The 22,495-nt window shown below is 63.4% G+C and carries 23 protein-coding genes and 1 pseudogene; 8 read left to right on the forward strand and 16 right to left on the reverse strand.

Features of this window, described 5'->3' with window-relative positions; genetic code table 11:
• Nucleotides 1–41: 41 nt before the first annotated feature.
• From EHW12_RS20745 to EHW12_RS20775, 7 genes are all read right to left on the reverse strand, one after another.
• Entirely contained in the window at nucleotides 42–1,454 is a 1,413-nt protein-coding gene (locus EHW12_RS20745) for an acyl-CoA synthetase (RefSeq protein ID WP_030536217.1), read from the reverse strand.
• Nucleotides 1,455–1,466: 12 nt separating this feature from the next.
• Nucleotides 1,467–2,147: a hypothetical protein gene (locus EHW12_RS20750; protein ID WP_030536218.1), complete on the reverse strand. Its 681-nt coding sequence runs from the start codon at nucleotides 2,145–2,147 to the stop codon at nucleotides 1,467–1,469.
• 64 nt (nucleotides 2,148–2,211) lie between these two features.
• Nucleotides 2,212–3,315: a succinyldiaminopimelate transaminase gene (gene dapC / locus EHW12_RS20755; RefSeq protein ID WP_125051628.1), complete on the reverse strand. Its 1,104-nt coding sequence runs from the start codon at nucleotides 3,313–3,315 to the stop codon at nucleotides 2,212–2,214.
• A gap of 5 nt (nucleotides 3,316–3,320) precedes the next feature.
• A complete protein-coding gene (fdxA, locus tag EHW12_RS20760; RefSeq protein ID WP_003945248.1) occupies nucleotides 3,321–3,644 on the reverse strand; it encodes a ferredoxin in 324 nt (107 codons plus the stop codon).
• A gap of 146 nt (nucleotides 3,645–3,790) precedes the next feature.
• Nucleotides 3,791–4,549 (reverse strand): hypothetical protein, encoded by a 759-nt coding sequence (locus EHW12_RS20765; RefSeq protein WP_125051630.1) that lies wholly within the window; start codon nucleotides 4,547–4,549, stop codon nucleotides 3,791–3,793.
• Nucleotides 4,549–7,107 carry a bifunctional FO biosynthesis protein CofGH gene (locus EHW12_RS20770; RefSeq protein ID WP_003945208.1) on the reverse strand — a complete coding sequence of 853 codons (2,559 nt, stop codon included), beginning with the start codon at nucleotides 7,105–7,107 and terminating at the stop codon, nucleotides 4,549–4,551. The genes EHW12_RS20765 and EHW12_RS20770 overlap by 1 nt, the downstream gene beginning before the upstream one ends.
• A gap of 118 nt (nucleotides 7,108–7,225) precedes the next feature.
• Nucleotides 7,226–7,414, reverse strand: a complete 189-nt coding sequence (locus EHW12_RS20775; protein WP_003945217.1) for a hypothetical protein — start codon at nucleotides 7,412–7,414, stop codon at nucleotides 7,226–7,228.
• Between the two features lie 82 nt (nucleotides 7,415–7,496).
• On the opposite strand from EHW12_RS20775, the gene EHW12_RS20780 reads away from it, so the two are divergent.
• Together EHW12_RS20780 and EHW12_RS20785 are read left to right on the forward strand one after the other, a co-directional pair.
• Entirely contained in the window at nucleotides 7,497–8,000 is a 504-nt protein-coding gene (locus tag EHW12_RS20780) for a PH domain-containing protein (RefSeq protein ID WP_042926352.1), read from the forward strand.
• Nucleotides 7,997–9,568 carry a PH domain-containing protein gene (locus EHW12_RS20785; protein WP_125051632.1) on the forward strand — a complete coding sequence of 524 codons (1,572 nt, stop codon included), beginning with the start codon at nucleotides 7,997–7,999 and terminating at the stop codon, nucleotides 9,566–9,568. The genes EHW12_RS20780 and EHW12_RS20785 overlap by 4 nt, the downstream gene beginning before the upstream one ends.
• Here the strand turns inward: EHW12_RS20785 and EHW12_RS20790 are convergent.
• From EHW12_RS20790 to typA, 6 genes are all read right to left on the reverse strand, one after another.
• On the reverse strand, nucleotides 9,528–10,373 hold the full coding sequence (locus tag EHW12_RS20790) for a uroporphyrinogen-III synthase (RefSeq protein ID WP_003945251.1): 846 nt from the start codon (nucleotides 10,371–10,373) through the stop codon (nucleotides 9,528–9,530). The two genes, EHW12_RS20785 and EHW12_RS20790, sit on opposite strands and share 41 nt — an antisense overlap.
• A gap of 51 nt (nucleotides 10,374–10,424) precedes the next feature.
• Nucleotides 10,425–10,841 carry a hypothetical protein gene (locus EHW12_RS20795; RefSeq protein WP_030536224.1) on the reverse strand — a complete coding sequence of 139 codons (417 nt, stop codon included), beginning with the start codon at nucleotides 10,839–10,841 and terminating at the stop codon, nucleotides 10,425–10,427.
• Nucleotides 10,842–10,933: 92 nt separating this feature from the next.
• The gene (locus tag EHW12_RS34700) at nucleotides 10,934–11,092 is read right to left on the reverse strand and encodes a hypothetical protein (RefSeq protein WP_003945210.1); all 159 of its coding nucleotides are present in this window, start codon (nucleotides 11,090–11,092) and stop codon (nucleotides 10,934–10,936) included.
• A gap of 107 nt (nucleotides 11,093–11,199) precedes the next feature.
• Nucleotides 11,200–12,084: an N-acetyl-1-D-myo-inositol-2-amino-2-deoxy-alpha-D-glucopyranoside deacetylase gene (gene mshB, locus EHW12_RS20800; protein WP_007726273.1), complete on the reverse strand. Its 885-nt coding sequence runs from the start codon at nucleotides 12,082–12,084 to the stop codon at nucleotides 11,200–11,202.
• Nucleotides 12,081–13,865: an ABC transporter family substrate-binding protein gene (locus tag EHW12_RS20805; protein WP_030536226.1), complete on the reverse strand. Its 1,785-nt coding sequence runs from the start codon at nucleotides 13,863–13,865 to the stop codon at nucleotides 12,081–12,083. The genes mshB and EHW12_RS20805 overlap by 4 nt, the downstream gene beginning before the upstream one ends.
• 151 nt (nucleotides 13,866–14,016) lie before the next feature.
• The gene (gene typA, locus EHW12_RS20810) at nucleotides 14,017–15,924 is read right to left on the reverse strand and encodes a translational GTPase TypA (protein ID WP_007726276.1); all 1,908 of its coding nucleotides are present in this window, start codon (nucleotides 15,922–15,924) and stop codon (nucleotides 14,017–14,019) included.
• Between the two features lie 324 nt (nucleotides 15,925–16,248).
• On the opposite strand from typA, the gene EHW12_RS34705 reads away from it, so the two are divergent.
• Nucleotides 16,249–16,425 (forward strand): hypothetical protein, encoded by a 177-nt coding sequence (locus EHW12_RS34705; RefSeq protein ID WP_003945207.1) that lies wholly within the window; start codon nucleotides 16,249–16,251, stop codon nucleotides 16,423–16,425.
• Here the strand turns inward: EHW12_RS34705 and EHW12_RS20815 are convergent.
• On the reverse strand, nucleotides 16,403–16,828 hold the full coding sequence (locus EHW12_RS20815; protein ID WP_125051634.1) for a (deoxy)nucleoside triphosphate pyrophosphohydrolase: 426 nt from the start codon (nucleotides 16,826–16,828) through the stop codon (nucleotides 16,403–16,405). The genes EHW12_RS34705 and EHW12_RS20815 overlap by 23 nt on opposite strands.
• A 16-nt stretch (nucleotides 16,829–16,844) precedes the next feature.
• On the opposite strand from EHW12_RS20815, the gene EHW12_RS20820 reads away from it, so the two are divergent.
• The 3 genes and pseudogenes from EHW12_RS20820 to EHW12_RS35410 all read left to right on the forward strand — a co-directional run bounded on the left by EHW12_RS20820 (nucleotide 16,845) and on the right by EHW12_RS35410 (nucleotide 18,638).
• Complete coding sequence (locus EHW12_RS20820) at nucleotides 16,845–17,147, forward strand: 4a-hydroxytetrahydrobiopterin dehydratase (protein ID WP_003945236.1); 303 nt, start codon at nucleotides 16,845–16,847, stop codon at nucleotides 17,145–17,147.
• A gap of 271 nt (nucleotides 17,148–17,418) precedes the next feature.
• Nucleotides 17,419–18,162, forward strand: a complete 744-nt coding sequence (locus EHW12_RS20825) for a hypothetical protein (protein ID WP_003945233.1) — start codon at nucleotides 17,419–17,421, stop codon at nucleotides 18,160–18,162.
• A 78-nt stretch (nucleotides 18,163–18,240) separates the two neighbouring features.
• A pseudogene (locus EHW12_RS35410) lies at nucleotides 18,241–18,638 on the forward strand (hypothetical protein).
• Here the strand turns inward: EHW12_RS35410 and EHW12_RS20835 are convergent.
• On the reverse strand, nucleotides 18,629–19,087 hold the full coding sequence (locus EHW12_RS20835; RefSeq protein WP_125051636.1) for a MarR family transcriptional regulator: 459 nt from the start codon (nucleotides 19,085–19,087) through the stop codon (nucleotides 18,629–18,631). The pseudogene EHW12_RS35410 and the gene EHW12_RS20835 sit on opposite strands and share 10 nt — an antisense overlap.
• An 85-nt stretch (nucleotides 19,088–19,172) precedes the next feature.
• Between EHW12_RS20835 and EHW12_RS20840 the strand changes: the two genes are divergently transcribed.
• Together EHW12_RS20840 and EHW12_RS20845 are read left to right on the forward strand one after the other, a co-directional pair.
• Nucleotides 19,173–20,603, forward strand: a complete 1,431-nt coding sequence (locus EHW12_RS20840) for an MFS transporter (protein WP_003945218.1) — start codon at nucleotides 19,173–19,175, stop codon at nucleotides 20,601–20,603.
• Between the two features lie 235 nt (nucleotides 20,604–20,838).
• A complete protein-coding gene (locus tag EHW12_RS20845) occupies nucleotides 20,839–21,339 on the forward strand; it encodes a nuclear transport factor 2 family protein (RefSeq protein ID WP_007726289.1) in 501 nt (166 codons plus the stop codon).
• Here the strand turns inward: EHW12_RS20845 and EHW12_RS20850 are convergent.
• On the reverse strand, nucleotides 21,326–22,108 hold the full coding sequence (locus tag EHW12_RS20850) for a DUF1906 domain-containing protein (RefSeq protein WP_030536231.1): 783 nt from the start codon (nucleotides 22,106–22,108) through the stop codon (nucleotides 21,326–21,328). The two genes, EHW12_RS20845 and EHW12_RS20850, sit on opposite strands and share 14 nt — an antisense overlap.
• Nucleotides 22,109–22,495: the final 387 nt, after the last annotated feature.

The raw sequence follows: 22,495 nt of genomic DNA on the forward strand, positions 1-22,495 counted from the left end.
ACCTTCAAGCGTCGCAGCGACTTTTCAGCAAACCGACCTGCCTAGAGCAGCTCACGCTTCTGAACCTTGCCCATCGCGTTACGTGGCAGAGTCTCGGCAAATCGAACCTCACGGGGACGCTTGTGCGCCGACAACTCCGCCCCGACCAACTCGACCAATTCGGCTTCGGTGACCTCGGGAGTCCCGGGCTTACGGACTACGACGGCGATGATCCGCTGCCCCAGATCGGCGTCGGGGACACCGATCACCGCAACTTCGGACACCGAAGGGTGCCCGAGGATGGCGGTCTCGATCTCGCCGGCGCCGACTCTGAATCCACCGGATTTGATCAAGTCGATGGATTCGCGGCCGACGATTCGGTGGAACCCACCCTCGTCGATGACGGCGACGTCACCGGTCTTGAAGTAGCCGTCCTCCGTCCAGGACTCGGCGGTTGCGTCCGGACGGTTCAAGTAGCCGTCGAAAAGCATCGGCCCACGTACCTGTAGGCCGCCGATACTCTGGCCGTCGTGCGGCACATCGTTGCCCTTCTCGTCACGAAGACGAGTCTCGACTCCGCGCAGCGGCACGCCGACCCACCCCGGGCGTCGCTCGCCGTCGAAACGCGTGCTCAGGGTCAGCATCGTCTCACTCATGCCGTAACGCTCGATGGGCGTCAATCCTGTTCGCTCCCGCAGCTTTTCGAAGACAGGCACGGGAAGCGGCGCACTACCGGAGACCAGAAGTCGGGCACCGGACAACGCGCGGGCAGCTTCTTCGTCTTCGGCGATACGCGACCAGACGGTGGGGACACCGAAGTAGAGGGAGCCTTTGGCCCTTGCGTAGTTTTCCGGCGTCGGCTTGACGGTGTGGATCACCCGGCTGCCGATCCGGAGGGGGCCGAGGATTCCGAGAATCAGTCCGTGCACGTGGAAGAGCGGAAGCCCGTGTACGAGGGTGTCTCGCCACGTCCAGTCCCAGGCCTCGGCGAGCGCGTCGAGCCCGGCTGCGATAGCCGAGCGACTGAGCAGAACGCCCTTCGGTGGGCCGGTAGTTCCGGACGTGTACAGGACGAATGCTGTGGACTGCGGTGCCGGTTCGGGATAGCTGTGCCACGAGCGAGCGTGCAATCGGACGGGAACCACGGGCAGGCCTTCGCAGTGGTCGTCCGTTTCGCCGAGCCACGCCTGGGCACCGGAGTCACGCAGAATGTGCTCTCGCTCAGCCTTCCCCGAGTCCGGCGGGACCGGCACAACGGTGACGCCGGCAATCAACGCCCCGACGACGGCGAGAATCGTTTTTGCTGTGGGAGTTGCCAATACGGCAACCCGATCGGCCTGCGCCACTCGCTCCGCGACCGAGGTCGCGGCACCGAGAATGGCACTCCGCGAGAGAACCGTGTCACCGATCGTCACGGCGTCGTCGAGGTCGTCACCGCGGGCAACAGCAAGGGGGTTCAAGGATCTCAGCAGCACCACGACAGCATCTCACAGCGCGGATGGTCGCAAACTTTCTCCTGCCCGACGCGCGTCCATCGAGTGCGGAGGGAACAGCGTCACCAGCGCAGCCCCCAAGAGCGCCCCGGAAAGCACCGCGAATCCGTGTGCGTCGTCGACCGTCACCAATGTTGCGCCGCCGACGACAATCAGGACCGTCAGAACAATCTCAGGCATTCGCGGGCGCACCAGAACGCCGATGCCCGCGGCCGCCGCTGCCAGAGCAAGCGTGGCACCGGAGTTGCCTGCGCCGGTCGACGGGAAGACTGCGGTGGTGAGCAAACCGAACAACAGTTGACCGAGCAGGAAGAGAGCCCAGCCACGTGCGGCGCCCCAGAGCCGAAACGCAAGCGGTGCAACCACGGCCAGCGTCGCGAGATTGGTGACAGTTCCTGCGGCCCCTCCGTCCTGAACGAGCACGGAGGTCAGAATGCGCCACCATTGCCCGTCACGAATCAACGCGGGATCACGACGAAACATCTCGAGCAGTCCCGGCATCGCCGCCTGCAAGATGGAAGGCACTGCAACCATCAGCCAGAGGAGAGCTGCCGAGAGTGGGAATTCTCCGAAAACTCGACGACTTTTCAACCACACGAGCATCAGTGCAACCGAGGCAGCAACGACAGCAAAAATCAGTACCGCGTCCAAGCCGCCGGTCCCTGAGGTGGTCACAGCGCGACCTTACATCGGACCGATACCGACATCAGGGAACCTGACACCCGCGAAAGCACACGGTTCAGGCGGAGAGGCGCTTTGCTGCCGCGGCGATTCGTTCGTCTGTTGCGGTGAGCGCGATCCGCACGTGCTTGCTCCCGCTCGGTCCGTAGAACTCACCGGGGGCAACGAGGATCCCACGATCGGCGAACCAACTGACCGTCGCTCGACATTCCTCGCCGCGCGTCGCCCAGAGGTACAGACCTGCCTCGGAATTGTCGACGGTGAATCCGGCGCCTCGAACAGCTTCGATCAACACACTACGACGCTCGCGGTACCGCTCGCGCTGGATGTTCTCGTGTTGGTCGTCGCCCAAGGCTGCGGTCATCGCCGCCTGGATCGGTAGCGGCAGGATCATGCCCGCATGCTTGCGCACCTCGAGCAGTTCCGACACCAGAGCCGGATCACCGGTGACGAACCCGGCGCGATAGCTCGCGAGATTGGACGTCTTCGAAAGTGAGTGGACCGCAAGCAAACCGGTCAGATCACCGTCGTTGACACGAGGATCGAGAATGGAGAGCGCATCGGCTTCCCACGTCAATCCGAGGTAGCACTCGTCGGAGACGACGATGGCGCCGCGCTCGCGCGCCCAGGCCACGACCTTCTGCAAGTGCTCGAGGCCGAGCACCTTGCCGGTGGGATTCGAGGGCGAGTTCACGAAGATCATCGCCGCCGACTCGGGACCGAGCTTGTTCAAGCCGTCGGCGCGCAGGACGCGAGCACCTGCCAGTTTCGCTGCGACCTCGTACGTCGGGTACGCCAACTCCGGAATGACCACTAGATCGTCGGCTCCGAGACCGAGCAATGTCGGCAGCCACGCGATCATTTCCTTGGTACCGATGGCCGGCAGCACCGCTGCCGGATCGACGTCGGGAATGTTGTAGCGGCGATCCAGTGACTCCGCCACGGCCTCGCGAAGCGCGAGCGTGCCATGAGTCGTCGGGTATCCGGGCACCTCGGCAACAGAGGCCAGAGCCTCCTGAATCACCGGGTCCACCGGATCCACCGGCGTCCCCACGGACAGGTTCACGATGCCGTCGGGATGAGAGTGCGCCTTCGCCGTGACGTCGGCGAGCGAATCCCACGGAAAATCAGGAAGCCCAGCGGCCACCGGAGTACGAGACAAGATCGCTATTCCTCACCCATGGGAGGCAGCGCCTTGATGAACGGCGTGTCGTAGTCGACCTTGCCGAGCTTGGCCGCTCCACCCGGTGAGCCGAGATCGTCGAAGAAATCGACGTTGGTGCTGATGTACGCGTTCCACTGGTCCGGGACGTCGTCTTCGTAGAAGATGGCTTCGACGGGACAGACAGGCTCACACGCGCCGCAGTCGACACACTCGTCGGGGTGGATGTAAAGCATGCGTCCACCCTCGTAGATGCAGTCGACAGGGCATTCTTCGATGCACGCCTTGTCCATCACATCTACACACGGTTCAGCAATCGTGTAGGTCACTGCCGATCTCCCTGCCTTCCTGTCGTGCATCGCCGCCGCAACACGCAGTTGCAAGGGGCCGAAAATCCGATACGACTCTCACGTACCGCGGGAACAGCCTATTATCCCCCTGCCGACCGACTCTGAGCAGGCGGGGGTAACACATTTCAGCCTACTGCGGTGATGTTCCTCGACCGAATCGCGATCCACTTCTCCCCCAGAGCGGCCGCGTGTACCAGTGCGCCCCGCTCACCGAGGTAATCCGCCACGACGCCGACCACCGGAATCTTGCCGATGATCTCGTACGGTTTTGTCCGAGACGGCCGCTTGTGCAACTCGTCCGTGATGGCACGAAAAGTCTTGGACGTGCGCCACAACGTTCCGATGAGCGCGAACGGGCGCCAGGTCTCGTCGGCGCCGCCGGCTGATTTCTCGGCGAAGTCCTCTCCGGTGAGAAGCTCTCGAGACTTCGTCTCACGCCGGCACAGCACCGACGCCAGGAGGTCCACCTGCTGATCCCGTTCGGTCACTCCGTGTTCACGAGCAACCGCAACGAGCACAACGGCCTGATTCGCGAAGGCCAGCAGGTCCTGGATCGGCAACCGATTGAGGAGGACGCCGAAGATGCCGGGGAACGCCACGGCAACGGTGTTGAGTGCACCCAACCGGGTCGTCCACCACTTCGAGCGCTGCTCGTCGGTCATCACCGACCACGCCGCCGTCCCGGGGAACTTGACGACGTCGAGGACCCAAGCGGCCGCGTCCAACACCATCGCAGCAGCGTTTCGCTCGGGATCGGTCGGCTCGAACGTCCGACGCTTGATACCGAGCGGATCGCTGTAGGCGAGGTCGAGAACCGGGTTGATCCCCCACACCGCTCGATCGAGAACCTCGACGACCTTGCGGTCCCCCAGTACGTCAGCCATCAGGCAATCGCTCCTTCGCGTCGTGCATGTGTGGTGGTTCGTTCGCGTGCCGGACGTCCGATTCCCTCGGCGATGGCGCGCAGTTCTGCGACGGTCTTCTCGGAACCGTGTTCGGAGCCGGCCATCCGCGAGATCGTCTCTTCCATCAGCGTTCCTCCGAGGTCGTTGGCGCCGCCGTTGAGCATCATCTGCGTTCCGGTGATGCCAAGTTTGACCCAGCTGGTCTGGATATTGGGTATGCGGCCGTGCAGCATGATGCGTGCCAACGCGTGTGCAGCGCGGTTGTCCCGATTGGTCGGCCCTGGCCGGGAAGCGCCCGCCAGGTACAGGGGCGCGCTCTGGTGAACGAACGGCAGCAGCACGAACTCCGTGAATCCGCCTGTACGGTCCTGGATTCCGCGAAGAACGTTCAGGTGCCCGACCCAATGGTGCGGCTGATCGACATGCCCGTACATCATCGTCGAACTCGACCGCAGCCCCACCTCGTGCGCCGTGGTGACCACTTCGATCCATTCCGCCGTCGGCAGTTTGCCCTTGGTGAGGATCCAGCGCACCTCGTCGTCGAGGATCTCCGCTGCCGTACCGGGAATGGTGTCCAGGCCCGCCTCACGAAGGGCCGTCAGCCAATCCCTGATGCTCTCACCACTGCGCGATGCACCGTTCACGATCTCCATCGGAGAGAACGCGTGGACGTGCATCGACGGCACGCGCTTCTTGACGGCCCGGACCAGGTCGGCGTAACCGGTGACGGGAAGTTCCGGATCGATACCGCCCTGCATGCACACCTCGGTTGCGCCGGCGACGTGCGCTTCCCACGCACGGTCGGCGACCTGCTCTGCCGACAGCGTGAACGCGTCGGCGTCACCCTTGCGCTGCGCGAACGCACAGAATCGGCAGCCCGTGTAGCAGATGTTGGTGAAGTTGATGTTCCGGTTCACCACGTAGGTGACGTCCTCGCCGACGGCATCCTTGCGCAGCGCATCCGCCAGTGCCACAACGGCTTCCAGGCCCGGGCCCTCCGCCGTGGCAAGGGCCAGGTACTCGTCGTCGGAACATCCGGCCGGGTCGCGTTCGGCACTGCGGAGCGCAGCCAGCAGATCGGTGTCGACGCGAATCGGAGCACTGAGCTCGAGAACCTGTTCGCGCACGGTCTCCCAGTCGCCGAACGCACTGCCCAGGTCACTGCGGGTCTCGGTGTTGCGCCCGTCCGTGTCGATCTCGGTATTGAGATCGACGCGTCCGCTCGATTCCCACGACTCGTCCGGTTCCTGCCACGGCCGACCCACCGGCTTGGTGTCGGGCAAGGCGAGACCGGTCTTGGGATCCGCCAGCGCCTGCACGTGACCCGCAATACGCGGATCGATCCACGGAGCCCCGGCCAGGACATATGCCGGCTGAGCCGCAGTGCGTTCGGTCAGCGTGAAGCCGCCCTCGGCGCTGATCTCGGCCAAGGTCTCGAGATTCGGCCAGGGACGCTCGGGGTTGACGTGATCGGGGGTCAACGGTGATACCCCGCCCCAGTCGTCCACGCCTGCGCCGAGCAGCGCGAGGCACTCGCTGTTCGAGACGAGATTCGGCGGACTCTGGATCCGCATCGTCGGCCCGAGCAGCAGGCGTGCGACGGCGATGGCCGCGAGAAACTCGTCGAGTCCAGCATCAGGCGTATTGCGCATCGCGGTATCGGGCTTGGCCAGGAAGTTCTGAATGATCACTTCCTGGATGTGGCCGAACGCCTTCTGCGACTTGCGTATCGCCATGATCGACTCGGCACGTTCGAGGAAGTTCTCCCCGATGCCCACAAGAATTCCCGTGGTGAAGGGGATGTTCAGTCGGCCTGCGTCGGTCAGGGTGCGTAGCCGAACCGCCGGGTCCTTGTCCGGGCTGCCGTAGTGGCACTCACCCTTGTCGGTGAACAGCCGGGTAGCGGTCGTCTCGAGCATCATGCCCATCGACGGCGCAACGGGCTTGAGCCGCGAGAGTTCCTGCCAGCTCATCACACCGGGATTGAGGTGTGGGAGCAGGCCTGTCTCCTCGAGTACCCGGATCGACATCGCTCGCACGTAGTCGAGGGTGGAGTCGTAGCCGCGTTCGTCCAGCCATTGCTTGGCTTCCGGCCAGCGAGCCTCGGGGCGATCCCCCAGCGTGAACAACGCTTCCTTGCAGCCCAATTCGGCGCCTGCCCTGGCAATGTCCAAAACCTCGTCCGGTTCCAGGAACATGCCGTGCCCAGCGGCACGCAGCTTCCCCGGCACCGTGACGAATGTGCAGTAGTGGCACTTGTCCTGGCACAGACGGGTCAGCGGAATGAAAACTTTTCGCGAATACGTCACGGTGTTCGGCCGACCCGCTGCCAGCAGACCGGCATCGCGAACCTTGGCCGCCGAAGAACACAGATCGGTCAGATCGGTTCCCCGTGCCTGCAGCAGCGTTGCCGCCTCGTCGACGTTCAGGGTCGCTCCGTCGCGTGCACGACGGAGAACTCGCCGCATCGCCGACGCTGACGGGCCGGGCGACGGACTGGACGAGGCGGACGCGGAAATACCTGGCATCGGAAGCATGGTGGGTTTGCCGGAGTCATCACCAGTTCGGTTCACCTAGCGATCATGCGCCATGTGGGACGACTAGTGCCACCCGGTGCCAGAAGTAGGAGGCCTCACCGCCCCGACACCGCCTCGATCACGACGGCCGGTAGTCGTCGTCGACCGCAACCTCGACTCGTTGATCCACCACGTCAGCCACTGGCGCGTCGAGCGGAATGTCGGTCAGATCGGGTTCTTCAGGGGCGTTCGGATCTACGGGTGTCGATTGTTCGAGCGCATCTGATTCCGGAGCCTCCGGGTCGAATGTCGCATCTTGTTCGGTCATCACGTGCTCCCTTCGCGGTCGCCACACTCCACGATAGGGCCGATGTCGACAGATCGCCCCTCACTCGACCAAAGTAGTGCCCATGACTGCGCCGCAACCGCTGACCATGGCCGACCCCTTATGGCGACCCAGCACCAAAGCCCCGAGGCTGTGGGCAATCACTGCCTCACTGTTCTGGGTACCCGTCATCGTCGCCGAAATCGTCTGTGCCGTCTTGGTACCCGGAATCCCGTCCTGGGTGGTCGGCACCGTATTCGCAGTCACCGTACTCTTCGCTGCCACCTACATTCTGATGGTCCCGGCGTGGCGGTATCGGGTCCACCGATGGGAGATCAGTGACACCGCGGTATACACCCGCACCGGCTGGTTCACCCAGGAGCGACGCATCGCACCGATCTCGCGCGTGCAGACCGTGGACACCGAGCGCGGACCGATCGACCGCATGTTGGGTCTGGCAACCGTCACGGTCACGACAGCGTCGTCGGCCGGGGCCGTGAAGATCTCCGCACTCGACCAGGAAGTCGCCGACCGCACGGTGGCTCAACTGACGGAGATCGCGGGTACCAACGTGGGAGACGCGACGTGAACGAGAAACAGTTGGGCGACCCGACCGCGATCGAGATCCCGGTAGAGGCGGAAACGGCAGCTGCCGAGGCCGCGGAAGAGGAACAGCCCTGGCTCCGCCTCGACCGACGCATGCTTCTGGTCCACCCCGTCAACGAAGTCGTCAAACTGCTCCCGGTCCTACTCGTCTCCGTAGTTCTCGGCAGCCAATCCGGAAACCACTGGTGGGGACTCGGCGTCGTCACTCTGCTCGTCATCTTCGGTTTGTTGCGGTATTTCACCACCACGTACCGAATCGGACCCGTCCACGTTCAACTGCGCACCGGGGTCTTCCAGAAAAAGCTGCTCTCCGTCCCGCGTAGCCGCATCCGATCCGTCGACGTCGAGGCCGGGGTCATGCACCGGTTGCTCGGACTGTCGATCGTGCGCATCGGTACCGGCCAGCGCGCCGGGAGCGGCCACGATTCGAACAAGTTCGAGCTCAACGCCCTGTCGACCGCCCTGGTTCCGGACCTACGCGCCGCACTGTTGGCCGGCGCCCAGCAAGCACGGCGACTGGAAACCCCGGGCACGCCGGTCGAAAGCATCACCGAACCGGTCGACACCGAAATCGGTCACTGGGAACCGAGTTGGGTTCGCTACGCCCCCTTTTCGTTCACCGGAATCGCCATCATCGCAGCCATCATCGGCATCTCGTTCCAATACGGCATCGGCGCTGCCGTCGCGAAATCCTCGGCAGTGAGCGACAGCTTCGACTCACTCGAGAGCCTCGGCATCGCACTGATGGTCGTCATCGCACTCGTCGTGCTGCTGGTGCTGTCGAGTGCACTCGCCTGCGTCCAGTACCTGATCGCGTTCGGCAACATGAAACTCACCGACAACGGCCGCATCCTGCATGTCAGTCACGGCCTGTTGAAGACTCGGCAAACCACACTCGACCGCGCCCGCCTCCGTGGCACGACGCTCAAGGAACCGCTCCTGCTGCGATTGGCCCGCGGCGCGCGGCTCGACGCCATCATGACCGGGGTCAGCGCCGAGAAGAAGGAATCTTCGCTACTGCTCCCGCAGGGACCGCGCAGGGAAGCCGAGCGAGTGATGGCCACCGTGATCGGTGACTCACGCCAGGCGTCCGCCCCGCTGATCCCGCACGGCCCGGCCGCGCGGCGCCGCCGGTACACCCGAGCACTGTTCCTCGCCGCGGTGGCGTTCCTGGTCTGTGTGGCGTGCGCGGCTTCGGGACTCGATGTACCGATCTACGCGTGGTTCGGGGTCGCCGTACTCGCCATCGGTGGCACCGCCCTCGCCTTCGACCGATACAACGGCCTCGGCCACGCAGTACTACCCGGATGGTTGATCACCCAAAACGGCTCGCTCGATCGCCAGCGTCACAGTCTCGAATCCGAAGGTGTCATCGGATGGACGGTGCGCGAGACGTTCTTCCAACGACGCGCGGGAGTGGCAACCGTCGTCGCCGCGACGCCCGCCGGCACCGGAAGCTACGAGGTGATCGATCTCCCCGCCGAGAACGCGTGGGCATTGATCGAAGCCGTCACTCCGGGCGGTGGCGACGTGTGGGCAGGTCGTCGATGATGAGCCGCGCCAGCGAACCGAGACGCGATCGCTCCGGCTGGATGGTCGGAACACCGAGGAGTTCCAGCGGGGCGGCCGTCACCGGTCCGACGCAGTAGGTCGGTACCGGTCCGCGCATAGCTGCGACGAACCGCTCCAGCTCGCCCATTTCTTTTGCCGTGCTGAGCATCGAGGAGACCGCGGGGGCACTGGTGAAGGTCAGCGCGTCGATCGCACCGGAACGAACTGCAGCGACCAACGCGCGGACCGGCGACTGATCCGGCGGCCGGATCCACCGATAGACCGATACCGGAGTGACAACCGCGCCGATGTCGGCGAGGGAGGCGCTCAGGTCCGTCAACGGCTCCCATTCGGTGATGGTGCCGTGCAACTGAACTGCGATGCGCAAGCCTGCCACTCCCTCGCTTCCGAGATGTGCCAGAACTTCCTCGGACGACTCACCCGAAGGCGACCATTCCTCGCGCAGTCCGGCGCCTCGGATGGCGCCCGTCGCCTTGGGGCCGCGGGCGATGATGCGCGTGTGGGCGAGAGCCCCGAGGAACTCCTCGGTCAAACCCCACGAGGCGACGGCGTCGAGCCAACCCCTGAAGCCGATCCCGGTACTGATCACGACCAATTCCGGAGGATCGGCAATCAAAGCGGACGTCTGAGTCCTCAGGTCTCGATCGTCCACCAACGGCAGCACATGGATCACCGGTGTCCGCACGATCTCCGCGCCTCGACGTTCGAGGAGCGTCGCAAATTCTTCGACACGCCGTTCTGCGGTCAAGGCGATAGTCGCACCCGCCAAATCATGTTCAGCCACAGGCTGAGTGTCCCTTATGCACGGGTCAGTTTCCTACGCGCGCGCCGAGAACTATTGCGAGCTGAGGGTGGCGAGTCTGTTGATCGCCACTTTGAAGAGGAAAACGGCGGCCGGAGCGATCGCACCGACCAGCAGCAGGAAGGTCAGAGGGGACGAAAGCACGAGTACGTCGCCGCCGGGGCCGCCCACCATGCACACCAAGAACCCGACGATCCAACCGGCGAGCGGCAATGCGGCCCTACCCGGCGTCGTAACCGTGCGGGCGGCGATCACCAATACGAGGTTCGCGGTCGCGGCTACGAGAATGCTGATGGGAAATGCCGTCGTACCGAGATGAGTCGGCAAGAACAGGACGGACAACACCGCGCACAAGAATCCGTCGAAAATCAGGACGCCGAGGATGACAGGGTCGAGCCACGACAGCGACGTTCCTGTCGAGGCGTCCGTGTTGTTCTCGACGGTCGTCATGGTTTTGATAGTGGTCTATCGGTCGTCATCGCGCGAGCGCGGGGTCCCTCCCGACAAGCACCCCGGCTCGCACCCGAAAAGCACGAAGCTGATCAGGGAACCGGCGGGAACCCGAGCAGAGTCAGCAAATGACTCTGCTGATCTGCGAATGCGTAGAGCGACCCGTAATACAAGTCGTGGTAATAACCAGCCATCGGACGCAACGAATCGACGAAGGCGACGATCTGGTTTTGCAGGTCCCAGTTGTACATTTCTTCAGCCCCCAGGCTTTGCTGTTACCGAAAGGACCACCCATCCGGTGACACGCATCACACACCACTACGGCGTCGATCGCAATGCCTGAGAGCCGACGCCCAGGTCAGCTGTGCAGCCCGCCGAACAGATCGCGCTCGCGGCCGTCCTCACCCACCGGACCGAGCGCGCCGGCGGCCAATACGAAATGCTCGACCGTCAGGATCGGTTGGACCACGTTGTTCGACAATGCGAACTCGGCTCGGCTCGGGGCTACCGTCACCTGAGTGGCGTGGGCGCTCAATGCCCTCGCCTTCGCATCGATGACGCCTCGAACGTCGATTGCCGTCGTCACGTCTGTGTCCTCGACGCTCGGCAATTCCCCGGGCTCGGGCAGACGCCAGTTCTCCGGGAACTCGGAAATCGCCGCGATGCCGCGTTCGAGTCCGCTGCGCTCGGTCACGGTCCAGTAGAACTTCGGAGTCGACCACGGCTCGCCGGTCTCGGGATACGCGGTCGTTCCTGCAGCTTCGACGGCCGCTGTCGTGATCGCGTGCGCCTGGATGTGATCCGGGTGCCCGTAGCCGCCGTTGGGGTCGTACGTGATCACGACGTGCGGCCGAATCTCACGAATGACGGCGACCACCGCGCCGACTGCTTCGTCGAGTCGAGCATTGACAAAAGCACGGGGATTGGCGGCCGAAGGTGTGCCGATCATTCCGGAGTCGCGATACCGACCGGCACCGGCGAGGAAGCGAGGAGCGGCACTGCCCAAAGCCGACAAAGCAGCGCTCAGTTCCGCGATCCGGTAGCCACCGAGTTGATCGGCCTCGGAAGCCACGAGCCCGGCCCACGCATCACCGATCACTTCGCCTTCCTCCCCCAACGTGCAGGTGAGGACTGTGACCTCGACGCCTTCGGACGCGTATCGCGCGATGGTGCCACCGGTGGTGATCGTTTCGTCGTCCGGATGTGCGTGTACCAACAGAAGTCGCTTCGCCGACGCGGTCACTTTTCCACCCTCACCCAGTCCGTAGCGTTTCCGAATATCCCCACCTGCACCGGCCCGTCGAGGACCACGCCCTCGACTCCGGTCCCGACCGCGACCAGCGCTCGGCTCTGCACGATCGGCAAAACCGCCGCAAGATCCCACAGCTTGGGTTCCGCATCGGCGATCAACGACCCCAGATCCCCGATGCCACTGAGCGCTTCGTCGATCCGACCTTGCAACGCCGGATCACACAGCCCGGACAGGTTGCTCGGAGCCTCGACGCTTGTCGTTCGGATGGGCTCCGGTGTCTGCGACGGCGTCGGTGCGGGCACTGCCGAACTTGTTGCCGGAGTGGAAGGTGCGCTCGGGCAACTGAACCGCGAGGCCAGCGAAGTGGCCGTGTCGGCGCCTGCCCGGCTCCAACCGACGATCATGTCGACGCGTCCTGTCGTCAGGTCCTCGCCGTAGAGTTCCTCCGGCGCCACCGATTCGACGGTCGCCAGGATTCCCACGTCACGCAATTCGTCGGCAGCGGTGTTTGCCACGGCGATCGCGATGTCGTCGTTTTCGGGAGCGCCGATCAGCAGTGTCAACTGGGCGCCGTCACGGACGATCGATCCGACCGTTCCAGTGCCCGTGACGATTCCGGTGGGCGGTGCCGTCAGGTAGCCGGCTGCAGTCAGCTCGCCCAGTGCTTGCTCCCTGGTCGGTTTCGGCGGCGCGGTGGGCGCATATCCCGGATCCGACGGAGCGAGGATCTGAGCTTTCACCGGGGCGGACGCCGATTCACTCCCTGCCGCCACCACGGCGAGCAGGTCCGGATCGAGCAGTCCCAGAACACCTTTACGCACCCGAACATCTGCGAAGTTCTTGCTTCGCCCGTTCACGTTGATGTCGAGAGTGCGCGGAACGTAGGAGAATGCCGTCCTGACACCCGGGATTGCAGACAGCTGAATATCCGTAGCACTACCCGAATGAACCTGCGCCACTTGGGCATCGTCGGTACGCAGCGCATCCGCCAACTGTGCAGCCGTTCCTCCGCGTCGCAGAACTATCTGATCCGGGTCTGAAGGCTTGCCCCAGAATCGGTCGTTGCGTTCGAGCACGATTTCGTCCCGGCCGCGGTCGACCGAGCGCACGTGAAAGTGGGCTCCCGACACCGGAATCCCCTCACTCAGGCCGGTGCTGAAACCGCCGGGAGTGTCCTTGATCAGGTGGGACGGAAGAATATCGGTGAACAACTCTCGCCATGCCGGATACGGCGCACGCATCACGACGTTGACCGTCTTGCCGCCGCCGGACGAGTTCACGTCGTCGATCATCTGATAGCCCGCGGGATTGACCACACCGGGAACCGAGATCATCTGCTGCCACAGGTAGCGAAAGTCTTCTGCCGCAATGGGAGCGCCGTCCGACCATTGGGCTTCGTTGCGCAGTTGGTAGCGAATCGTGAACGGGGCCTCCGACGTCACTTCAGCGGAAACGAGGAAAGAATCGTCGATCGCCCACTCCGTCGCGCCAGGTTGTGTGGGCGAATTGATCGGGCGAAACGCACTGGGCAGTACGAGGTTGCCGACTGCGGAGTTGACCGGCGACTGATCCGCGAGCAGGTGCGGGTTGAATCCGCCTCCCACCTCGTCGATTGCCACAGTGACCTGCTTCATCGCCGGAACGACCGGAGTCGGTGTGGGCTTGACGGTTTCGGTGCTCTCGACCGGAGGCGGCGGATCGGCTGTACATGCAGTCAGTGACAACGCCGTCACTGCCACTGCCAACGCCAGGTAGCGACGTCCTGAGGCCACAGACAATTCCTTCCGTACGGGGCCGCGTCGCCCCTTTGCACTCGATTCCCTGGCAGATCTTTCGCCTGGAAACCATGAAGGCGAATGTACCTTTCCGCCGAAAACTCGGCTGAAAGGCACATCCGCCTGTCAGGTTGTAACCGACGAAAGACTACAGAGCAGCCTTGTCGCGTGCCTTACTACGTGAACGCTCGCGAGCGCGCTCGGTTGCGTTGAGGTGCACCTTGCGGACGCGGACGTCCTCCGGGGTGACCTCGACGCACTCGTCGCTGGAGCAGAACTCCATCGCTGCTTCGAGTTCGAGCTTGATCGGCTTTGCGAGGGTCTCCATCACGTCTGCGGACGACTGACGCATGTTGGTCAGCTTCTTCTCGCGGGTGACGTTGATGTCGAGGTCTTCCTGACGCGGGTTGATACCGACGACGTGTCCCTCGTAGGTGTCTGCGCCGGGCTCGACGAAGAAGGTTCCGCGGTCGGCCAACTGGATCATGGCGAACGGCGTCACCGTGCCGGAGCGGTCCGAGACGAGCGAGCCGGTGTGGCGCGCACGAATCTCACCGGCCCACGGGCCGTATCCGTCGAACACGGCGTTGGCGATACCGGTTCCGCGGGTTTCCGTGAGGAAGTCCGTGCGGAAGCCGATGAGGCCACGCGAAGGAACGATGAACTCCATGCGAACCCAGCCTGCGCCGTGGTTCGACATCTGGACCATCTTGCCCTTGCGGTTGGCCAGGAGCTGCGTGATCGCGCCGAGGTACTCCTCGGGGCTGTCGATGGTCAGCTCTTCGAAAGGCTCGTGAACCTTGCCGTCGACGAGCTGCGTGACAACCTGCGGCTTACCGACGGTGAGTTCGAAGCCTTCACGACGCATCTGCTCGACGAGGATGGCGAGCGCGAGCTCTCCACGACCCTGGACCTCCCACGCATCGGGGCGACCGATGTCGAGGACCTTGAGCGAGACGTTACCGACGAGCTCCTGGTCCAGGCGGGACTTGACCATGCGTGCAGTCAGCTTGTGACCCTTGACGCGACCGACGAGCGGTGACGTGTTGGTGCCGATCGTGACCGAGATTGCCGGCTGGTCGACGGTGATGCGGGGCAGTGCGACCGGGTTCTCCAGATCGGCGAGGGTGTCGCCGATCATGATGTCCGGGAATCCTGCGACGGCGCAGATGTCGCCGGCGACGGCGACCTCACCGGGAACGCGCTCGACACCGATGGTCGTGAGGAGTTCGGTGATCTTGGTCTTCGTGACGACGGGCTCGCCGTCGACCTCGCGGCACCAGGACACGGTCTGGCCCTTGCGCAGCTCGCCGTTGTGGATGCGAACGAGTGCGAGGCGACCGAGGAATGCGGATGCGTCGAGGTTGGTGACGTGAGCCTGCAGCGGTGCGTCGACCGAGCCCTTCGGCGCGGGGACGTACTCCATCAGCACCTGGAAGAGTGCGGTGAGGTCCTCGGCGTCGGGAGCCTTGCCGTTCTCGGGCTGCACGGTCGATGCCTTGCCTTCGCGACCGGACGCGTAGAGGACGGGAAGTTCGAGTGCGAGCTCAGCGGCTTCGGCGGCCTCGTCGGACAGGTCCGATGCGAGGTCGAGGAGCAGGTCCTGAGCCTCGGTGACAACCTCTTCGATGCGGGCGTCGGGGCGGTCCGTCTTGTTGACGACCAGGATGACGGGCAGCGAAGCGGCGAGTGCCTTGCGCAGCACGAAACGCGTCTGCGGCAGGGGTCCCTCGGAAGCATCGACGAGCAGGACGACGCCGTCGACCATGGACAGGCCGCGCTCGACCTCGCCACCGAAGTCGGCGTGGCCGGGGGTGTCGATGACGTTGATGACGGTGATGGAACCGTCTTCGTTGACCTTATGTACTGCGGTGTTCTTCGCGAGAATGGTGATGCCCTTCTCGCGTTCGAGGTCGCCGGAGTCCATAACGCGATCGACCAGCTCGGCGCGCTCCTCGAACGCGCCGGACTGACGAAGCATGGCGTCGACGAGGGTGGTCTTGCCGTGGTCGACGTGTGCGACGATGGCAACGTTACGGAAGCTGGTGATGGTCACGCGATGGCTCTCCTGGCTGAGTTGATTCGGCCACGCGAAAGTCAAGTCGCACGGCTCTTCTGGTGGCCGCTGCACGAGTGTGTGATCCGAATCAGGGCACGAATCGCCTGAGAAGGCACCGCGGCCTAGTAAATACTACTCGCTCCGGGCTGATACTCCTGCATTGTGCGGCCTCTATCACCGCCCCCACCAGCGAATAGTGATCTGCACCACGCCGATGCGCGTAGGATTACGACCTGGAGAAACAGGTCATTTAAGGGTACGCTAACCTCGTTCCAAGAGCGGGCTCTCCGCCGTAGTGAAACAGGAAAGCCGCAGCGTCACATGGGAAAAGTCAAGGCAAGCAAGGTCTCGCAGCTCAAGCCTAAGAAGAAGTGCTGCCGCAAGAAGACGCGGTGCATCAAGTGTCCCGTCGTCATCATGCGGATGAAGAAGCTCGAGAACGAGGGCGCATCCAAGAAGGAACTGAAAGCGGGTCTCAAGAAGGCTCGTGCGGCGTAAGCGCGCTCAATTCCGCGAGTAACTCGGGGATCCAGGCTCGATCGTTGTCCACCAGATCCATCGACATCAGTTCTTCGGCGTCGACCCATGTCAATTGAGCATGGTCGAGCGCGACCGGTTCTCCCGACACCAACTCCGCCCGGTAGGCCCGCAGGACCAACCCCGGCGACAGTGGCACGTCGACACCGATTCTGGCGCCGCATCTCACCTCGACCGCCAGTTCCTCGAGCAGCTCCCGCGCCAACGCGTTCTGTGGCGATTCGAATTCTTCGACCTTCCCGCCCGGCAGCTCCCAACGACCGGCCAAAGCCGGCGGACTCGTCCGCTGCGCGAGGAGCAGCCTTCCCTCGCGGAAGATCGCACCGGCGACAACTTCCCGATCCCTTGCAGGTGCATCACTCATCGCACCATGATGGAGTATGGCCACTTTGTTGTCCGACTCAGCGATCCAAAACGCTCTCGACGAACTGCCCGCCTGGCAACTGTCGCCAGGGTCGATCACTCGCACGGTCGACTCCGCGACATTCCCGGACGCCATCGCACTTCTTCAACGCATCGCGGCAGTCGCCGAGGCCGCGGATCATCATCCCGACATCGACGTTCGCTGGCGAAAGGTCACGTACACGCTTTCGACACACTCGGCGGGCGGTCTCACGGAACTGGACTTCGACCTTGCCCGTCGAATTGACGTACTCGTCGACGATTCGGTCCGTTTCGACTGATCTTCGAGTGAACAAACCTCGCAATCTGACGTAACAGTTGCATCAACTTTCACATAGATCACTTCAGTCACAGGTATGGTCGCCGTAAATCACGATCGAGGCCGGTCATGCCATAGACTCCCCCCGGTGCGTAGCTGCTCAGCAACTGAACAGCTGTACAACCCGGGGGCTCTGTACATAGAGTGACCCCTCGAGCCGTCAAACGCGGAGCTCGCCTAGGCGCCCGCGCGGTATGACTAAGGATGGGGAAACAGTGCTTCGAACCCGAGGTATGCGAAAGGCGTTCACCGCCGTCGCTATTGCCGCAGTAGCAGGACTGGCATTGCCGGCACAGGCAATGGCCGATCCGGCAGCACCGCCCGCACCCGAAAGTGTGCCGATCGAGTTCCTCGCATCGTTTGCGCCCGCGATCATCGGCGCCGCCGCAGGTCCGGCCGATGTTGCAGGCGGACCGCAGCAAGCGTTGCTCGACCAGGCTCGCGCGATCCTGAACTCCCCCGGCATTCCGCCCGAGATCAAGGCCACCCTCGAGAAGGTCATCACCTTCCTCGACGGCAGCGGCGGCGGCGGACCGGCGATCCCGGACGAGAATGCCCCCGTCATCGCGCAGTTCCTCTACCCGACGCTTGGCAAGGGCTGCATCTCGGCCACCGCCGATTCGGTCGGAACCGCACTTGCCGTTCCCGGCCCGGCTCACCTGCCTCCTCCCGGTCCCGCTGCCGGTCAGGCCGGATTCGTCTTCACCGCTCTCGGTACGGCTCCCGCCGTCGACGACCAGCCGGTGCCGATGACCGTCACCTGGGTCAACATCGACAACCAGCGCAGCGCCACCCAGAACTTGACCAACGCCGCACGCATCAACCCGGACGGCCCAGCCACTCTGTCGGCTATCGCCGATACCGGCCCCGGACGCGTTCTCTCGGTGATCAGCGGTTCGCTGACCACCCAGCCGGAAGGCGCAGATCGCATCACCTGCAGCTTCCTTCCGACCGTGGGCATGTTCGCGGTAGCTTGATCGAAGTCTTGTGAAAGGGACCCACCGAATTTCGGTGGGTCCCTTTTGCATCTCCGATCACCGTGATAGACCCGATAGATGGGACATCTACGAGTGGACATCACGCACGGTCGTCCAGAGAAGAAATCCGGCCCAGACCAGTCGATACGGTCACACAAGTCGACGCGATCGATACTGTCCATCCGATCCGAGGGGTCCATTCTCTCGATCGGATCGGCGTACTCGATCCTGTCGATCGGTAGCGTCGGCTCTTTTCTTTCGATCGGAAGCATCGGGTCTACGGCGTCGGTCCTGAGTTCGGGCTCGTTCGCCAGTCTCGGGTCCGCGCTGTCCGGTCTCTCACGTTGGTCACTGCTCTCCTGGCGTGGAAATCATGCAGCCCCGAAGAACACCCGAAACTTGTTGTCATTGCGCCGGAATCGGATTCGAGCGATCCGGACCGCTCACTACGATCCGTCTCGCACTCTCAGACCTGATTCGGTCGCGGCCATTCGCGGCCTTCCAGCGCTTCGACCGAGGTATTGAATTGCCGCAGTAGGTCACCGAGCGCGAGACGCTGCTCCGGCGTCCACTCGCGGAGGACCTTTTCGACACCGGCTGTCGAATGTTCGCGATCAGCACGAAGTTTCGACAGCCCCAGCGCCGTCGGCCGGACCTTTCGCGCGAGCCCTCCGTCCGGATCCTCCACTCGCTCCACCAAGCCCTGACGCCTCAGCGCGCCGATCTGCCGGTTGATGGTGGAGATGTCGAGCGAGAAAGCGCAGGAGAGCTCCTTGAGGCTCATGGGATGTTGCAATTCCAGTCGACCGAGCAGTAGATACGCCGACCGGTCCAGATGAAGTTCGGCCCGTTGTGCGAGCGCGTGGTAACGCGAGAGCAGAGTCAACTCGTACTCGATATTCACCAGATCAGGGTCCCGGTCCATCCTCATATTGTGCAGACTACACACGATGTGTAGCGTGCACACTGGGGCGAACGCACCAATCAGAACACGCCATGGCGGGAGCCGCATGTCCGTTCACGCAGGGTCGTCCAATGTCGACGAGAAAATCCCCGACACGAACTACGCATCCTCGGGTCCAGTGCTCACCGTTCTAGGACTGTGCGGAATCGTCGTCGCCTTGATGCAGACGCTGGTAGTCCCCATCATTCCGCAATTGCCGCACCTGCTGAACTCCACTCCCGCCGACACCTCGTGGGCGGTCACCGCAACACTCCTCGCCGCCGCGGTGATCACGCCGATCAGCGGGCGCCTCGGCGACATGTTCGGCAAGAAACGAATGCTGCTGGTCAGTCTCGGGATGGTCGTTCTGGGCTCGGCCATCTGCGCGATCGCACCTTCACTGATCGTGCTCGTTGTCGGCCGAGCACTTCAAGGAGCATCAGTCGGCGCAATTCCATTGGGCATAGCCATCATTCGTGACGTTCTTCCACCGAAGAAAGTGGCCGGCGCGATGGCGGTCATGAGCGCCACCCTCGGCGTCGGCGGTGCGATCGGACTGCCGATCGCCGCGGTGATCGCCCAGAATGCCAACTGGCACTTCCTCTTCGTCACATCGGCAGCGTTCGGGCTGATCTGCATCGCACTGGTTGCGTTCGTCATTCCCGAATCGACCGTACGACGCCCGGGACGTTTCGACTTCGTCGGTGCGCTCGGCCTCACCGTTGGTCTGATCACCCTGTTACTCCCCATCACCAAGGGCGGAACCTGGGGATGGGGCGACGCGAAAACCCTGGGGCTCCTTGCGGTTTCCGCGCTCAGCTTCCTGGTGTGGGGATGGTGGGAACTTCGACGCAACGCACCGCTGGTGGACCTCCGCGTATCGGCCCGGCCGCAGGTTCTCTTCACCAACTTCGCGTCGATCGCCGTCGGTTTTGCCATGTACGGCAATTCTCTGACGCTCCCCCAACTGCTCATGGCACCGACGTCCACCGGTTACGGACTCGGACTGTCCATGGTTGCAGCGGGACTCGCACTGGCCCCCGGCGGACTCGTCATGATGGCGCTCTCGCCCGTCTCCGCTCGAATTTCGGCTTGGCGCGGCCCGCGAATCACGTTGATGCTCGGCGCCCTCGTCATCGGATTGGGTTACGCCTTCGCATATTTCACGGTGTCGAGCGTCTGGCAGGTCGCCGTGGCCGGAATGTTCATCGGAGCGGGCGTCGGGCTCTCGTACTCGGCCATGCCGGCCTTGATCATGGGCGCAGTCCCCATCACGGAATCTGCAGCCGCGAACGGACTGAACTCACTGATGCGATCGATCGGCACGTCGACGTCTGCCGCGATCGTGAGCGTCGTCCTGGCCGGAATGACCATCACCGTCGGCACCGCAGTGATCCCCTCGTTCGAGGCGTTTCGTGCCACGTTCCTGATCTCCATCGCCGCCGCCGTCGTGACGATGGTGTTCGCCGGGTTGATTCCCAAACAGAAAGTCTCGTAAGGGAATCAACCCGGCGGAGGACTCACTTCTCCGAAGAGCCTTCGATGCTGCCCGTCTGCAACTTCGACAGAAGTGTGTAGATGAAATTGATGATGATATCCACGTGGTGCCCTCTCACATAACGGGTCCCCGACCCGCCAACGACGGTACCGCAGAACTCTTCTCCATCGAATCGCCGACAATCAATTCTGCAACGTGTTCTAATTTGAGGCGACGACTACCCGAGGAGCCTTTCATGACCTGGACACGCACCGAACTCGAAGACGCCTTCGCGGGTTACCAGAACACCGTTGTCGAGTGCACTCGTTCCGGCGATTGGAACGCCTTCGCGGACATGTTCACCGAGGACGTCGTCTACGTGGAACACGCTTTCGGCACCCTCAATGGCCGAGAGGCCGTACGCAAGTGGGTCACTCGCACGATGACGGAGTTCCCGGGGCACCGCATGACCGAATTCCCGGCCAACTGGTTCGTGGTCGACGAGCAGCGCGGATGGATCGTGTGCGAGATCGACAACCCGATGGAGGATCCGGGTGACGGATCCAAGCACGGAGCCGCCAACATCACGATCCTGCATTACGCCGGCAACGGACTGTGGTCTCGCGAAGAAGACGCCTACAACCCGATGAACTTCCTATCGATGGCAAAAGCATGGTGCCTCGCCGCGGAAGCGGCGGGCACCCTCCCCGACGACGCCAAGGCCTGGCTCGCCAAATTCGGCGCTATGGTGCGATAGATCCTGTCGGCAACGAGGATCCGACCGGCTGAGCCGGACCGACCGCACCGGCCAACGACCACTGCCCGTAGTCCCGAGTGAGGATCGAGTTCAGATCCACGCCGACGCCGTCGACCTTGCGCTTGTCGATCTCGAACTGATGCAGGTTTGCCCGCGGGTGCACATACCCTGCGGGCGAGCCCCAGTTGTGCTGCCAGAACCAGGTTCCGACGCCGGCACTGATCATTGCGTCGATCACGCGAGTGTTTCCGTAGACGCCGAGCGCTCCGTTGCCGACAACCGAGGCCCACCCCTCGAGGTACGGCGTGATCAGCGTAGTGATTTCAGTAGTGGTCGGGTTGTCGTCGATCGACGCGTAGATCGGCCGACCGGACGGCCCACCAGCCGCCGCATGTAGTTCGAGGCCACGGGCAGCATGACGCTTGCCCGCTTCGCGGGCCCCGCGCCAGTCCGCCGTTCCGCCCTTGCCGAATTGATAGCAAGAAACGACTTGAAGTCCGGCCGCGGTCAACGCGTCGGTTTCCCGCGCCAGTACGGGCTTGCCGACCATCCAATCGGCGCCCGGGCGCCTGTCCGAGACGTATCGAATGGCGCCCGCATACCCGGCGGCCTTGATTGCCTGAGCGGACGGCACACCGGCGGCGTAATCGAGCAGGGTCCCGAGCGAACCGGCATTGGCCACCGACGTCGTACCGCTCAATGCAGCGAGTCCGGCAGCCGCCGATCCAGCCGCTGCGTACTTGAAGAGGTTTCTTCGCGAGACGTGCACAAAGCTCCGATCATCGGCGTGTCCCGCTCGAAGTGGCGGGCAGGCAAGCTATCTTCTTTCGCTCGCATTCCACCACAGTCACATCATCCCCGCCATGCACTTGGCCAACATGAGCCACATTTGCGACAAATGGGCTCGGTGCCCACTCCACCGCGCAGCTCGACGAAACAGAGAAGTGCCCCCGCGCCACAGGCTCGGGGGCACTTCTTGCTCTGCGGGACTTACTCTGCCGACAGGCCTTCAACGCTTCCGGAGATGAAGTCGAGGAATCCGAAGAGGTCAGCGAAAGCGCCGAGGAAGTCTGAGATGTCGCCGAAACCGATAGTAGGCATTGATATTGCTCCTGTCAGTGATGAACTGTCCGTGATGGCGGGCCACTGGCTGGCT

The organism is Rhodococcus sp. NJ-530, assembly GCF_003860625.1.
GTDB lineage: Bacteria > Actinomycetota > Actinomycetes > Mycobacteriales > Mycobacteriaceae > Rhodococcus_F > Rhodococcus_F qingshengii.